Source organism: Paenibacillus swuensis (assembly GCF_001644605.1).
Classification (GTDB): Bacteria; Bacillota; Bacilli; order Paenibacillales; family DY6; genus Paenibacillus_N; species Paenibacillus_N swuensis.
Genome location: NZ_CP011388.1, coordinates 3,948,042 through 3,962,490 on the forward strand (window position 1 = coordinate 3,948,042; position 14,449 = coordinate 3,962,490).

Here is a 14,449-nt window from a genome sequence, read left to right on the forward strand (position 1 = left end):
CATAGCGTTTAATCTTGTAATCGATGTAATGCGAACATGGCCGAGCCAACGATCCCGGCTTCATCCAGCCGCATAGCCGGAACGATCGTCAGCCGTTCCCAGTATAGGGGATGCACCATCCGCTTGAGCTCCTCGCGCATCGGGGCCAAGAGCCGCTCTCCCGCCAGGGAGGCGCCGCCGCCGATCACGATCGCGTCAGGCCCGTACAGCGTGACCGCGTAAGACAGAGCTTTACCCAGCGTGCGCCCGGTAAAGTCCATGATTTCGACCGCGAGCGCGTCGCCGAGGTCGTAAGCCCGCGAAACGTCCGCCGCGCGGATAGCGGACGTTTCGCCCCCCGCCAGGCCGGCGAGTATAGACTCGCGGCCGGCGGCCAACTGGGCGCGCACCTGGCGCACCAGCCCTGTCGCGGAGGCGACGGTTTCGAGGCAGCCGGTCATGCCGCACCCGCAGGCGAACGGCACGCCGTCCATGCGGATGTGGCCGAATTCGCCGGCCGTGAAGCCGCTGCCGTAATACAAGCGTCCGACGTTCACCATGCCGGACGCGAGTCCCGTGCCGAGCATGATGCCGAGCACATGCTCGAAGCCTGCCGCGGCCCCGGTCGTAGCCTCACCGTAAGTGAAACTCCTTACGTCGTTGTCGATATAGACCGGGGTGCGGAGAATAGCGGACAGCGGCGCCGCCACCGCCACGTCGCTCCAGCCCAGATTGCCGGCAAGACGCACGACGCCCGCCGTCGGGTCAATGAATCCCGGCAAGCCTACGCCCGCGGCTAGCAGATCGTCCAGCGAAGCTCCTTCGATATCCAATAACTCCTTGACCATTTCCCCCATAGTCTTCAATACATGGCCGCTTCCAAGTTCAGATTGAGTAGGCTTCTTTAGCGTACGTAGCACGGTTCCGTCAGGCTTAACCAATCCCGCTACTATATTCGTGCCGCCTAAGTCGATTCCCGCAATATAGCTTGGTTTGACGTTAGTGTTGTTCCCCTCATCCGATCTCCCCATCGGTCATGCCTCCACTTCATTGGGATCTCTATAAACCACAGATCCTCTCACATAGGTGCTATGAACCGTTAAATCTTCATGCATCACAACGAAGTCGGCGTCTTTACCTTTCGCTATAGAGCCTTTGCGGTGTTCCATACCGATCTGCTTTGCCGGATTTAGCGTTAATGCGGGCAAGATATCTTCCAGCGAACGATTCGTGAACGTCATAGCGTTTCGTAAAGCCTGATCCATCGTTAATGCGCTGCCGGCCAAATTTCCGCCTTCCTTCAGGGTAACTTTGTTGCAGCGCATAATTACGGGTAACTTCCCCAGCATGTATTCCCCTTCCGGTAAACCTGCCGCTTCCATGGCATCCGTGATCAGAACTACTTTATCCCTTGGTTTGGATCTGAATACATAACTAACGAGTTCTTCGCGCAAATGCAGACCGTCGCAAATCATTTCCACCGCAAGCTCATCCATCATTAAGGCCGCACCGGCAACACCGGGTTCCCGATGATGCAAGGGACTCATTCCGTTAAATAAGTGGGTCACATGTGTCGCGCCGTACTGGACGGCTTGCTTCACTTCTTCATATGTCGCATCGGAGTGGCCGATTGAAACCGTGATGCCTTGCTCGGTTAAATAGCGAATGATATCCATCCCGCCATCAAGTTCCGGAGCAAGTGTAATCAATCGAACGGATTTACCCGAACTTTCAATGATCCGATCCAGTTCCTCACGGGTCGCCGTGCGCATATCCTCCGGTTTCTGAGCGCCGCTTCGTTTGGGGTTTAAATAAGGGCCCTCCAGATGAATGCCCAGAATTTCAGCACCTGATGTTCCATGATCCATGGCCCTGCGAACCTCACCTACGACTTTCACTAACCGATCAGCCTCGTCAGTCAGTGTGGTAGGCAGGAATGAGGTTGTTCCTTTACTGGCGGCGAACCGGCTTAACCCTTCCATCTGACCGGGCTCGGATACCAGCTTCATGGTGTCGAAACCTCCGCCTCCGTGAACATGCACATCCACGAAGCCCGGGAGCAGCAGCTTGCCGGCTAGGTCAACGACGTTCAGTGCCGTATCCCATGTATGGTGCTCTAGCTCTTGCTGCGTCAGAATCGAGGCAATTTTACCTCCTTGCACAAACACGCCGGCGCCTCTTAAAACTTCGTTTTCTGTATACACATTCGCATTGATAAACAAGGTGTCCGTTAATCGTGTCATGTAATAACCTCCGTAGTCGTGTGCGGTAAATAGATATTCACATTCCTCTCGGTCAAAATCCGTTCAAACGGCTCCGGTAAAGGCTGATTCGTAATACAGGCGTGAATATCGCGGATCGGAGCGATTGAGAATAAGGAGGATCTGCCTACCTTTGTGTGATCAAACACCGCTGCTGTAAAAGCCGAACGGCGAATCAACAGCTGAGCAATGTGCGCCTCTTGTTCGGAATACGTTGTTAACCCTTGATTCACGGAAAAGCCGTCGATACCGATGAACATTTTGCCAATATGAATATGCTCAACCATTCGCTCTGCCAGAGGACCACAAAGTTCGAAGCTATTGTTGCGCAAGACGCCGCCCGTCACCACAACTTGAATGCCTTCGGACTCAGCCAGTTCCATAGCCACGTTGACCGCGTTCGTAACCACCGTGATTCCCTGCATATGCTTAATGGCTCTGGAGATGAGATAGGTTGTCGAACCGCCGGTTAAGCCGATGATATCACCCTTCTCAATTAAGGAAGCGGCACGTTCGGCGATCGCTTCTTTTTCAGTCCAGTACTGTGCCTTCTTCTCAAAGAAAGAGGTTTCCTTCGCGGTGGAGAAGCCTTCATATTGCGCCCCGCCTAATGTTCGGACAACCGGTTCCCGATTTGCGAGCACCTCAAGATCACGGCGGGCCGTCGCCTCGGAACACCCAAATTCCTCGATGATGTATTGTACGGTGATACGCCCTTGTGACTTCAAATGTTGAAGTATACTTTCCCGGCGTTGATCGCCTTTATTTAAAATAGATTCGGACATGGATGCCTCCTCTTTATACATTGTTACATTATAATGATAGTATAGTTCATATTTTTGATTGTTTCAATCATATGTAATGAAATAAACGATTATATCAATCATATTTTTATGAAGAATCTATAAATATGTACGAAATTCTCTTCAAGAAGTGGAAATCAAATGCAGAAGTGATTATGCTAAGTAGAATATAACTTGAGTATAAGAAACGGAGAGAAGTATGGATGGATCAACGTATATTGATATTTACGGGCGGCAATTTGAGCGATTGGGCGCTTGATGAGATTCAGGAGGGAGATTATCTGATCGGCGCGGATCGAGGCGCTCATTTTCTCGTTGAACACGGTCGCACCCCTAACCTGGCGGTAGGTGATTTCGATTCCGTTAATTCGGAAGAGATGAACTACATAGAACAACATAGTCTGGAAACGCGAGCATTCGATCCCGTTGACAAAGATTGGACGGATACAGAACTTGCCTATGACATGGCGATCGCAAAAACCCCTCAAGAGATTATATTAATTGGAGCGCTCGGCACCCGATTCGACCACTCGCTTGCCAATGTCCATCTGTTGTTAAAGGGCTTACGCAGCGGGATACCGAGTAAAATTGTGGATGAGAAGAATGAAATCATCGTAGCGGATAAACCAATCACGATCTATAAAGGGAAATATTCAAACGTATCCTTACTCCCGTTAACGCCTGAGGTTCAAGGGATTACATTAGAAGGTTTTCTATATCCGCTGCATAATGCCGTATTAACGATGGGGCAATCGCTAGGAATCAGCAATCGATTGTTATCGGATAAAGGTACAGTTGAAATTAATAAAGGACAAGTTCTCATCATTAAAAGTAAGGATTAGTTGGAGTGTGTATACGGATATTGTCTCCTTCATCGGATTATGATAAACTTTAAGCAAAAGAAAGCCAAGTGTCGTAACACTTGGCCATGCAATCGGCTCGGACGGGATTCTCCCTTCTGATGTCTTGATTCAGAAGTAGATGAAACCCACCTTAGGCGGCAACCTGCGGGTGGGTTTTTACTTATTGCGACGATCGTTACGGATATAAGTCAACAATGCAATTAAGAAGCTGCCGAACAGAATCATCAATGAAATGGCGTCTTGCGCGTCCATCTTCGCCTCACCTCCTTCCGGAAGAAAAGAGGCACCCACCCAAGGTTCGATTGTATTTATATTGTAGCAGTTTTCTATTATGCGAACAAGCGTTCTTAAGTTGTGTTTCCTATAGTTCCAAAGGCATACACTATACAGGTTTTGTGTTTTTTCTGGAATGACATGTATGACTTCCTCCAGATTCAGCCATCTTATGGAAGAATTATAACTTTCGGAAGGATGAGTGGGTATGGAACGTACATTTTTGATGATCAAACCGGATGGTGTACAGCGTGGATTAATTGGCGAGATTGTAAAGCGATTTGAGTTAAAGGGGTTTCAACTCCATGCTTGCAAGTTGGTTCGCGTTAAGAAAGAGCAAGCCGAGAAGCATTATGAAGAACTTAAAGATAAGCCTTTTTTCGGAGAATTGGTCCAATTTATAACAGCCGGCCCCGTCTTTGCCATGGTATGGGCTGGAGATGAAGTCGTTTCTCTTTCGCGCAGTATGATGGGTAAAACCAAAGTGCTTGAATCCCAGCCGGGCACGATTCGCGGCGATTATGCTTTACATACGGGGACTAACATCATACACGGTTCGGACAGCCCCGCTTCGGCGGAACGTGAAATAGCTAACTTCTTCGCCCCGGATGAGATCGTGGACTACGATAAAATCATTCAACGTTGGATGTAAATACACAAACATAAAGAGCTCTCGCGAGCTCTTGTTTTGTTTAGAATTACATTAACTCATTAAGATATTTCTTGCGATTCTCCAGAAAACGTCGGGTTACCTGATAATGATCTGTCTGTTCGTATGCAATCGTACCTAAAGGTTGATGGTCGAAGCTAAAGATATCCGCCTCTGGATATCCCAGCAGTATCGGTGAATGTGTAGCAATGATTAGCTGAGCGCTTTTCTGCAGCTCGTGAATAATACTGAGGAAAGCCAACTGTTTTGCCGGCGAAAGGGCTGCCTCAGGTTCGTCTAGGAGATAGATCCCTTTGCGTCCAAAACGATTCTGAAACAACGAAAAGAAGGATTCTCCATGGGATTGTTCATGCAGGGTTCTTCCTCCATATGAATCATAGATAGACGGGTGATCCTTGGCGATCTCATCAACGTGACTTGCAAAATGATAAAAGGATTCCGCTCTGAGGAAGAAGCCTTGCGTTATTTTGGGCAGCCAGGATAACCGAATGTAATCGCCGAGCATGGAATGGGAAGCGTTTAGCTCATAGGTGTTATTGCGCCCTCCACCCGCTGTATTGAAACCGCATTGATAAGCGATCGCTTCTAGCAATGTGGATTTCCCCGACCCGTTCTCTCCGACAAAAAAAGTGACCTTTTTCTCCAAACGTAGCGTGGTCAAGTTTTGTATGGATGGTATATGAAATGGATATTCATTTGGATGTTTAATTTCTTCATGGAGTTTTCTTATTTCTAATAACACGGTAGACTCCCATCCCGAAGTAATAACAAACATATTAGCTTATTCTTCATTTGCTATTTCGTATAGGGAATTGACTGTTTTCCAATTACGCGTTGTCGCGAATACCTTTAACTTTTTCTCCAAAAAATTGTTTGAAAATAACGACTTCCCATAACTTTCTCTGCAAAATATATAGACTTCTTTCTCTTTAACGATATACTCATCCACTGGACTTCGAAAGGATTGAAGGATTTCTATATGTTCTGGAACAGGAGGATCCGAAAGAAATGAGACGTATATCTTCCCCTCTTCTTCAAGTATGTTCTCTGCAAAAGGATTGCCTTCCAGCACGCGTTGGAAATCTTCCACTGTCCTAACAACTACGGGTACGTCAAAATCAAATGTATTTTTGATTCCTAATACAATTTGCTGACTTATTTTAATAGTATCTTTACTTTCCGAACGAAAAATGACGTTGCCGCTTTGGATATAGGTTCTGGCTTCTAAATAACCCAACTGATTGAAAAGTTCTTTGAGACGATCCATTTTAATCATCTTTTGCCCACTGACGTTGATCCCGCGTAACAATGCGATGTAGGTTATCATAGTTAAGCCTCTTTTCTGTGTTCCCATGCTTGGTTCATCTCTTCATAAAGCTTGTCCATAGGTGATCCTACGTCTAAATCAGTAAGTATAAACACTCTTTGCTTATACAATATTCTGTGATTAAACCTGTTTATCCATGGTATTGTTTGAAAACGAGGTTCACTTAGTACGAGACCGATGGTTCTTCGATTCATAAAAACATATGTAAAAATCTCCTGTACGTCATTCCAATTGACAAACGCTGCGTTTAAGATGCTCGTGCGATCTAATAATCCTCGTTCACTTACAATAATTGAAGGATATCCCCGTGTCATACGATATAGACGATATCCCGCTGAAGCCACGAAGATAATTAAGGGAAATGACAATAAGATAAAAACCAGCGTACGATTAGATGTCTCCAGACCAAATATTATAATTAGAAACGTGCTGCATGGAACAACTGTGTTTCTAAAGAAAGAATTATATTGCTGATACATTTTATTCTTACGATGTTTTAAATGTTGATACAGCATTATCGCATAAACACCAATTCCAGGAATAACCCCTGTGTAAATATCAAAATTTGAAAAATCTGACTTAGCTATCATCCAGAAGCCTAGTACGATAAGAACGGCAGGTACTAAAAAATTAAAAATCTCTTTGCCTTTATTAGGGTAATATACTTTTGGATCTTTAATCTGCATATTTTTCTCCTGTGATTCCTCTTCTTCAGCCTTGTTCATCCAAAAACTTACCTTTCCGAGCTTCGCTGTTCCTCTTCTTTTCGAGTTCGAGCAATTTATAAATAGCGATTTTCATATCTTCACTTATTTGAACCTGCTTGCCTAAATAGTTATTTATGCTAATGCCAACAAACATAATGATCAATAAAATCAACAAATTCCTATAAAAAATACATCCAAATGCTCCACACGTCCTTTATGCCAAAAAATAAATTAATTCTCTCAATTGTCTCAATTTCTTCAACGGCACCACATTGAGGTCGTCTCTCCATGGTTGGTTTACTTCTAGCCAAATGGTTTGTAAGCCTGCCAAAGCAGCACCTTCCATATCGTTCTTGGGATGATCCCCGACATAGATACATTCTTCCGCTGATAGCTCAAGCTCTCTAAGCGCAATATCAAAAATTCGCCGATCAGGTTTCTTTACACCTGCTCCTTCGGACACAACGATTGAGTCGAAATAGTGCTTAATGTTCAATCTTTGAATTTTCCCGTACTGAATTGAGTCCATACCGTTCGTAATTAAACCAAGTTTATATCTGTTTTTACAAAATGACAGAACTTCCTCTGCATGACTCATTAAGGTAGCTTCATTCACATATTCATTGGCGTAAAAGTCCATTAACATATCAACGTTAGGCAGAAGGTCCCCTTGAGGCCAAGGCAATGTTTCAATCAACTCAGCGAATAATTGCGGTTTTTGCTTATACCCGTCGTCATCCAGCTTTACAATTAAATCGGTATTTAATTGATGCACATTTTCTGAACTTGCAGAAAAAAATTGCTGATTGAACCGATGTACGAAATTTCGGAAGGTGGTTGTTCGATCTAACAGCGTGTTATCCAAGTCAAAAATGATCGCTTTCACATCCAACTTTGGTTACACTCCATTCATGGTACTAAGTGTTTTTTGAAAACAGCAGAATATCGTCTCGTCTCTGCCAGCCTTTATGCCCCCCAGAAACTTTTACCGATTTCATTGGCCTCAACAACCATCAAGTGACATTTCATAATTCCTGCATTGCGTAGCTGCTCTAGACTGGAATCCACTAGCGCCTTGCCGATTGAAAGACCGCGATATTCGGGATCCACAGCCACATGATAAATATATCCTCTTCGGCCATCATGTCCGCATAAAATTGAACCAATTACTTGTTCATGAGCAATAGACACAAAGCTCATTCCTGGATTGCGGGCCAAATAAGACTGAATGGACTCTCTCGAATCAGCCTCGCTTAATCCCATACCTTCCGTTCGTTTCCAGAGATTTAAAGATTGTTCATAATCTTCAATTTTCATAGGTTTAATTTGATGCATTTACACGGCCTCCTGTCACTTACCCTCCGAACAATATATCTAAGACGGTTCCCTTTTGGCCCGATTTGTGGCCGCGCAGAATATCAGGATTGTAAATTTCGACAGAACCGCAGTTTGTACAAGAGACGAATAAATAATGGTGATGTTCAATGTCGAATATTTTGCTTAAACCCGTGCCGTTCATCGCTACCTCTTGCACTAGACATTCATTGTTCTTACATTTAGCGCACTTGTACTTGTTCATTATTTGATCTTTCAGAGATAACTCATGCTCATATTCTAAAGCACTCTCATGTTGAGGCTGCATATGTTCAGGGAGCACCTCATGTTTACATTCAGGGCAAATTTGATTTACCAGCACCACTTGTTCGTTACACCATGGACATTCTATCACTTTAATCATCCTACTTTCATCATGTTGTATGTTCTTAGATGTCTACCCGTTTTAAAAAACTAAACTTGTATTTCTCTCCTGTATCAACCACAATCTCGATTCCCTCATGAATTAACTTTGAAAAATCTATTTCGTCAATGAATCGTATTTGGCTCAAAGTAATCTGAATCATCCCATCAGGATCCTGGTTTTTGGGGTCAAAAACAACCCTTTTTGAAGTCACATAAAGATCCCCTACTACACGTTCGTGCTTATTGTTAATGTACGTTGCTTGTTGCCTAACTAGCACTTCCTCATACTCATCCAGACGAATCATTCAAATACACCTTCTTTCCAAGGATAGGCGTTGCTGAAATTGCGATCTGAGCGGTTATTAGATGTTTTTATCCATTTTTACAACTTTACCATATTTATGAATGAGCGTAACTACTGCTTATAATTAATCTATGTCCATGATCAACCAGGTATCATTGGGCTGTTTCCCCTTCCAGAACACATAAACATAAGTCATTTCTTCTTTGTTGAAAGTTACTTCATTTGTTCTGACAGATGCCTCATAAATATTTTTTTGTTCACGAATATGGATCTCTTCCATGACTTTCACCTTTTTTACTTTATATGATGGGGGGTTACTTACCGGGCTGTTGGGGGCAGTTAATTTGACGTATTCGTCTTTGTTCTCTTCAAAAATATATTTCATCCTAAGATTAATAAGTTTAACGATTTCCAGCTGATCACCCGTAAAGTTTGACTCTGGAATATATTCAGGATGAGTAGCTTCACTGCATGAAGTCAATATAATAACAAGCAGAACATATAAAAATGGTTTAGTGAACCTTTTGAACTGGAACATGTCTACCTCCCAAATCTTTCGTTTTCAATGACATTAATCCGTAAACTTCATATGTAATTTCTCTTTTCTATAATATTCCATTCGATCTTCCAACTGTCCTGTATGTAGTTCGAATTTATGTCCATCCGGATCGGTGAAATAAATGGATTTCATATCGCGGCTATCCCTTTCCCGGCCTGGAAGGATATGTACTTTCAATTGTTCCAGTTTATTAACCCAGGCAGCTATTTCGTGTTCTGTCACTGTAAAAGCGATATGGGTGTAAGAATAATGAATTTCAGACCTGGGTATATTTGATTCTTCATTTAAAGCTAACCAGATGCCGTTCAGATCAAAATAAGCAAGTTTTCGGCCGGTCACTAACAACTTGGCGTTAAATACTTGCTCATAAAACTGAATGGATTCGGACAAATTGGAGACTGAGAAACATAGATGATTTATTCCTTGGATTTGCATGAGAGGATCTCCTTGCTGTAGTAATTTTAAAATTTCTTTAAAAATGCCGTTTTACGACCTGTCTCATAGTGATTTTGTTGATAAAAACGATGTACTTCTTCACGATTAGATCGTGTCATCAGCATGATTTTATAGCAATGAAACTTTTGAGCAATGACTGAGGCTTCGTCCAAAATCAAACGGCCGTATCCTCGCTTTCAATACTTACTGTGTGTCACCACATTCTCGATAAGACCGTAGGTTTGGCCCCGCGAGCCTTACTCACCCTATTAATCCCTATTTTCAAAAAAAGACAACTGCGTTTCCACAGTTGTCAGATTAATTCGTTATACTTCCACCTGCAACCCGGCCTGAGCCAAGCGAATATGGCCTGGGAGCGGGTACTCACGCCTCATGTCCACATCGTGCGACATATGCGTGAACACGGCGGCCGCGGCGCCGACCTCGGCAACAACGGCTTCGCCTTCGATCATATCGTACACGGAGCGTGTAGCGAAGTCGTACGGCTCCCGGTAGAAGCTCGTGCCCAGCACGAGCAAATCCGCGCCGAGCATCGGCGCCTTCTCTTGTTCCGACAGGTTGATCGCGTCGGAACAATACACCCACACCCGGCGGCCGCGCTCGAAACGGTACGCGTAAGCGTATCCGTTCTTGCCGTGGCATACGCGCCAGGGGCGGATGGCCCAGCCGGCGAACGTGAAGCCTGCCGCGGGATCCAGATCGGTAAATTCGATGAATTTATCGACCCAGGGATACCGCGCCTTGCAGGCGGCATTCACGTCCGCCGGGGCATAGACGCGGCCGATGTGCCCGAGCCATCGGCAAGCGTCCGCATACTCGGGCAAGCCCGCGACATGGTCATTGTGCGGATGCGTCAGCAGCACATGTTCCACCCAGCGCAGCCCTCGCGCTTCCATCTGCGCCCCGAAATCCGGTCCGCAGTCCAACAGCATCTTATCTTCTTTGAAGTCAATGGGTTCATCCGCGGATGACTCCACGTGCCGAACCCCAGACTCTTCTTCATTAAACTCAATCAGTACCGAAGATCGAAGACGCCGATTCACGTCCGATGTCCTCGCTTCTTCACATACGGAACAAGAACAATAGCTTCTGGGAACACCCATGGAATCTCCGGTGCCAAGAAACGTTACGGTTGCCATCGATGTTCACCCCTGTTTCATTCCGCTTCTGAATCAATCTCCGTCAAGCAGGTTGCCTAATCCGCCTAACAAGCTTCCCTCTTCTTTACGTCCCGTACTCTTGGCCGCGCTCATCACGCGATCCGCCAGTCGGCTGAACGGCAGCGATTGGATCCATACTTTACCCGGACCACGCAAGGTGGCAAAGAACAGCCCTTCACCGCCGAAGATCGCGGTTTTGACCCCTTTGACAAATTCAATATCATATTGGACATCACGAGTCATCGCAACCAAACAACCTGTATCCACACGTATCATTTGCCCCGGAAGCAGCGTACGTTCATAAATCGTTCCGCCGGCGTGCAAGAACGCTAAACCGTCGCCTTCCACTTTTTGCATAATAAAGCCTTCTCCGCCGAAGAAACCAACGCCCAGTTTACGCTGAAAATCAATGCCTACCGAAACACCTTTGGCTGCGCACAGGAAGGCGTCCTTTTGACATACAATTTTGCCGCCTAACTCGCTTAGATCCATAGGGATAATCTTCCCAGGGTAAGGAGACGCGAAGGAAACCCGCTCTTTCCCCCGACCTTCATTCGTGAATACCGTCATAAACAAGCTTTCACCCGTTAACAGACGCTTGGCACCGCCAAACAATTTACCTACAAGGCCTTTCCCATTGTCGGTGCCGTCCCCAAAAATCGTGTTCATCTCAATCGAGCTGTCCATCATCATCAAACTGCCTGCCTCGGCAATAACACTCTCCCGCGGGTCCAGCTCCACCTCGACAAACTGCATTTCATGCCCGTGAATTTCATAATCGATTTCATGACTATTCATCTTCTAATCAGCTCCCTATAAATTACCTGTTAATGATTATGCTCTACTTACGGGCAAAAAGAAAATTCGTTTCACCATCAACTTATGAAGAATCGCAAGATCATTAAAGCCATGGCCCCTGTAACCACCGTGGCTACCAAACTCCGGGTCCAAACGGCTACAATCACGGTCGGCAAAGCTGCCCAAAGTTTTAGATTATGCTGAAAAGGGACAAGCTCGCCTTCGTTCAAAAAAATCTCCTGGCCGATGAGCGCCGCCATGACGGATATCGGAACATAGTTTAACCATCGGGTAAACCATTCGGGTAAATCCAATCGACTTAATACGACAAGCGGAACCACTCTCGGAATCAAGGTTACGAAAGCCGTGCCCAGACTAACCAACAACACATAAAGATTTATTTCCATCGTTCCATTACCACCCCTAACGTGGAAGCCACCAAAGTTGCCGCGATTACACTGAGCGAAGTGGATAGGAGAAAAGTGCCGCTTACTCCTACAAAAAGAGCGATGAGCCCCACAGCAACGTCTGTTCGGATTCGTTTCCTGCTAATGACGGATACGGCAAGAATACCGATAAACATGCCCGCCAGAGCGAAATCCAGACCGAATGTCTCGGGATCCTCAATCCATTGCCCCACATAAGCTCCTGTCATGTTGGCGACCCACCAGCTGATATATGCCGTGAGGTTAAGTCCGTGCATCCACTTTTCACTGAGACGGTGCGTATGTATGGCCTTGTTGATGGCAACTCCGAAGGTTTCATCCGTAACAAGGGATCCAACCAGCAAATTTCGAAAGGGTGTCAGATGTTTAAAATAAGGTGACAAGGCCGCGCTGAGTAACAGATAACGCAGATTCACAAAGAAAACGGTAATCATAATGGCAGTGATTGAGCTGCTCGCCGTAATCATGCCCACCGCAATAAACTGGGCAGATCCCGCATATAAAATCAGGCATAACATAGTAATATCCATTAAACTTAGACCCGCTGTTTTTTGTACCACTCCTGCGGCCATTCCAATACTGAAATAACCGAGTAACGTTGGAACACAATCCCGGACTCCTTGCACAAAACGATCTTCCGTAAGCGGGCGTACGAAGGTATCCTTAGTTACTTTCGATTGACTCATCTGAACTCCTTCATCTTGGTGAATCTGAATGTATTAATCTTACAGCGGCAGAAGCGCGACTTCATCCTTTTCCCTTAATCCTTCCATCATTTGCAGCCATGCTTCAGGCTTGGCGGATAATACCGCATAGTAATTGTCCACGAAATCTGCCACCAGGGAGGCTGGCAGGGATGTCATACCCTCGCGCATAGGCATAAACCCCAGATCGAGCCCCGTTACGGCTTCACCGTTATTCTCCCAAGAAGGATGGACATAACTGAAGTCCAGACGCTGGTATCCCAAATGGGAAAGCACCTCTCTGCGCACGTAAGGATCCATCGGTTTTACGCCTCCGAATTCATGGTCTTTCTTGCGATAAGGGTCATAGATTTCAGCGAACATGCCGAGAAGCTCTTGTCCCGAAACTTCGGCCATCCTCTTCAAATCCTGTTCACGTTCTTTATACAGAAATCTGCCGATTCCAAGCTGGGGTCTTCCGATAATCGTGAAATCGGTCATTGCTACATTAAATCCCGAATAATATCTATATTCCGTAGCCCCCACAACTTCGTCTGTTTCGGATAGAATCGCTACATACACCTGGATTCCTGGATCTTCCAACGGCTCCGCCCACAAGGAATACTCCAGCACCTCTTCCGGCGGGAACACCTCGCGCATTAAATTGTGCATTTTGCGAAAATAAGGATCGTTTATGGTTGTTATTCTATGAAACTTTAATTGGGATTGAGTTACCATCGTCTAATCATTCTCCTTCCAAAAGGGATTATTCCATTCCATTAATACAGCATAGTTTAATGAGTCTTCATCTTCAAGGTAGTTCTCAACAACTTCAACCGGCATGCGACCGCATCGCAGCAAATAGGACAGGACCGGATCTTTCCGCTCTCCTTGAATGATAGCTTCCAGATATTTCTGAGCGGTCATACCGTTTTCTAAAAACGCAGCGCGATAACCAGGCATGCGTCCACCGCCAAGCAACCTTCGCAAACCCAGGTTTACGGTTACCTCGTACATCGTCTGCATCAGCCATTTACCCAATCCTGTTTGGCGATAAGCCGGCGTAACACAAACATCCACAACATACAAAGTATCTCCGGTTGGGTCATGATTCCGGATATATCCGCTGTCCGTTGCTTCATCCCAAGAATGCTTCTGACGGAACATGGCCTGGGGGAGCCGTAAAGCGGTCATCGAACCCACAATACGTCCATCCGCCTCGGCACATATGGCACCTTCCGGAAATCGTTCCGTGTGATTCCCCAGCTGCTCCGGATTCCATAACAGATCTTGAGGGAACGGTGGCGGAAAGCTATCTTGTTGCACTTGAATTAACGCCTCAAAATCATCGGGAGAATAATTTCGAATGACTGCCTTTATGGGGATGCCATTCCTGAATACATATAATTCTTTATACATG

The 14,449-nt window shown here is 45.6% G+C and carries 21 protein-coding genes; 2 read left to right on the forward strand and 19 right to left on the reverse strand.

Going from position 1 to position 14,449, the window contains the following annotated elements; all coding sequences use genetic code 11:
* Nucleotides 1–8 precede the first annotated feature (8 nt).
* Genes SY83_RS17605 through SY83_RS17615 form a run of 3 tightly spaced genes read right to left on the reverse strand, consistent with a single transcriptional unit; the run spans nt 9 to nt 3,025 of the window.
* Nucleotides 9–1,010, reverse strand: coding sequence for an ROK family protein (locus SY83_RS17605; RefSeq protein ID WP_068608898.1), 1,002 nt, complete (start codon nt 1,008–1,010; stop codon nt 9–11).
* Between the two features lie 3 nt (nt 1,011–1,013).
* On the reverse strand, nt 1,014–2,222 hold the full coding sequence (gene nagA, locus SY83_RS17610; protein ID WP_068608900.1) for an N-acetylglucosamine-6-phosphate deacetylase: 1,209 nt from the start codon (nt 2,220–2,222) through the stop codon (nt 1,014–1,016).
* Complete coding sequence (locus SY83_RS17615; protein WP_068608902.1) at nt 2,219–3,025, reverse strand: DeoR/GlpR family DNA-binding transcription regulator; 807 nt, start codon at nt 3,023–3,025, stop codon at nt 2,219–2,221. Before SY83_RS17615 ends, nagA begins: the two co-directional genes overlap by 4 nt.
* Before the next feature lie 221 nt (nt 3,026–3,246).
* On the opposite strand from SY83_RS17615, the gene SY83_RS17620 reads away from it, so the two are divergent.
* Nucleotides 3,247–3,885, forward strand: coding sequence for a thiamine diphosphokinase (locus tag SY83_RS17620; RefSeq protein ID WP_068608904.1), 639 nt, complete (start codon nt 3,247–3,249; stop codon nt 3,883–3,885).
* A 177-nt stretch (nt 3,886–4,062) separates the two neighbouring features.
* On the opposite strand, the gene SY83_RS23580 is transcribed toward SY83_RS17620, so the two are convergent.
* Nucleotides 4,063–4,158 (reverse strand): putative holin-like toxin, encoded by a 96-nt coding sequence (locus SY83_RS23580; RefSeq protein ID WP_231891288.1) that lies wholly within the window; start codon nt 4,156–4,158, stop codon nt 4,063–4,065.
* A gap of 229 nt (nt 4,159–4,387) precedes the next feature.
* Between SY83_RS23580 and ndk the strand changes: the two genes are divergently transcribed.
* A complete protein-coding gene (gene ndk, locus SY83_RS17625; protein ID WP_068608906.1) occupies nt 4,388–4,831 on the forward strand; it encodes a nucleoside-diphosphate kinase in 444 nt (147 codons plus the stop codon).
* Between the two features lie 46 nt (nt 4,832–4,877).
* Here the strand turns inward: ndk and SY83_RS17630 are convergent, their stop codons facing one another.
* The 15 genes from SY83_RS17630 to SY83_RS17700 form a co-directional block, all read right to left on the reverse strand.
* Complete coding sequence (locus SY83_RS17630; protein WP_068608909.1) at nt 4,878–5,624, reverse strand: AAA family ATPase; 747 nt, start codon at nt 5,622–5,624, stop codon at nt 4,878–4,880.
* 6 nt (nt 5,625–5,630) lie between these two features.
* Nucleotides 5,631–6,176: a DUF1697 domain-containing protein gene (locus SY83_RS17635; protein WP_068608911.1), complete on the reverse strand. Its 546-nt coding sequence runs from the start codon at nt 6,174–6,176 to the stop codon at nt 5,631–5,633.
* Nucleotides 6,177–6,178: 2 nt separating this feature from the next.
* The gene (locus tag SY83_RS17640) at nt 6,179–6,901 is read right to left on the reverse strand and encodes an STM3941 family protein (RefSeq protein ID WP_068608913.1); all 723 of its coding nucleotides are present in this window, start codon (nt 6,899–6,901) and stop codon (nt 6,179–6,181) included.
* Between the two features lie 196 nt (nt 6,902–7,097).
* Nucleotides 7,098–7,769 (reverse strand): HAD family hydrolase, encoded by a 672-nt coding sequence (locus SY83_RS17645; RefSeq protein ID WP_231891465.1) that lies wholly within the window; start codon nt 7,767–7,769, stop codon nt 7,098–7,100.
* 80 nt (nt 7,770–7,849) lie between these two features.
* On the reverse strand, nt 7,850–8,218 hold the full coding sequence (locus SY83_RS17650; protein WP_231891290.1) for a GNAT family N-acetyltransferase: 369 nt from the start codon (nt 8,216–8,218) through the stop codon (nt 7,850–7,852).
* 19 nt (nt 8,219–8,237) lie between these two features.
* Entirely contained in the window at nt 8,238–8,621 is a 384-nt protein-coding gene (locus tag SY83_RS17655) for a zinc ribbon domain-containing protein (RefSeq protein WP_231891291.1), read from the reverse strand.
* A gap of 25 nt (nt 8,622–8,646) precedes the next feature.
* A complete protein-coding gene (locus SY83_RS17660; protein ID WP_068608918.1) occupies nt 8,647–8,928 on the reverse strand; it encodes a GRAM domain-containing protein in 282 nt (93 codons plus the stop codon).
* A 123-nt stretch (nt 8,929–9,051) separates the two neighbouring features.
* Entirely contained in the window at nt 9,052–9,465 is a 414-nt protein-coding gene (locus SY83_RS17665) for a hypothetical protein (protein ID WP_068608920.1), read from the reverse strand.
* 33 nt (nt 9,466–9,498) lie between these two features.
* Nucleotides 9,499–9,921 carry a metallothiol transferase FosB gene (gene fosB, locus SY83_RS17670; RefSeq protein ID WP_068608922.1) on the reverse strand — a complete coding sequence of 141 codons (423 nt, stop codon included), beginning with the start codon at nt 9,919–9,921 and terminating at the stop codon, nt 9,499–9,501.
* A 326-nt stretch (nt 9,922–10,247) separates the two neighbouring features.
* Entirely contained in the window at nt 10,248–11,081 is an 834-nt protein-coding gene (locus SY83_RS17675) for an MBL fold metallo-hydrolase (RefSeq protein WP_068608924.1), read from the reverse strand.
* A gap of 33 nt (nt 11,082–11,114) precedes the next feature.
* Complete coding sequence (locus SY83_RS17680) at nt 11,115–11,900, reverse strand: TIGR00266 family protein (protein ID WP_068608925.1); 786 nt, start codon at nt 11,898–11,900, stop codon at nt 11,115–11,117.
* Nucleotides 11,901–11,977: 77 nt separating this feature from the next.
* Complete coding sequence (locus tag SY83_RS17685) at nt 11,978–12,307, reverse strand: AzlD domain-containing protein (protein WP_068608927.1); 330 nt, start codon at nt 12,305–12,307, stop codon at nt 11,978–11,980.
* Complete coding sequence (locus SY83_RS17690; protein ID WP_068608929.1) at nt 12,298–13,032, reverse strand: AzlC family ABC transporter permease; 735 nt, start codon at nt 13,030–13,032, stop codon at nt 12,298–12,300. Before SY83_RS17690 ends, SY83_RS17685 begins: the two co-directional genes overlap by 10 nt.
* Before the next feature lie 39 nt (nt 13,033–13,071).
* Nucleotides 13,072–13,767 (reverse strand): GNAT family acetyltransferase, encoded by a 696-nt coding sequence (locus SY83_RS17695; RefSeq protein WP_068608932.1) that lies wholly within the window; start codon nt 13,765–13,767, stop codon nt 13,072–13,074.
* 3 nt (nt 13,768–13,770) lie between these two features.
* A complete protein-coding gene (locus SY83_RS17700; RefSeq protein WP_068608934.1) occupies nt 13,771–14,448 on the reverse strand; it encodes a GNAT family N-acetyltransferase in 678 nt (225 codons plus the stop codon).
* Between the last annotated feature and the right edge of the window lies 1 nt (nt 14,449).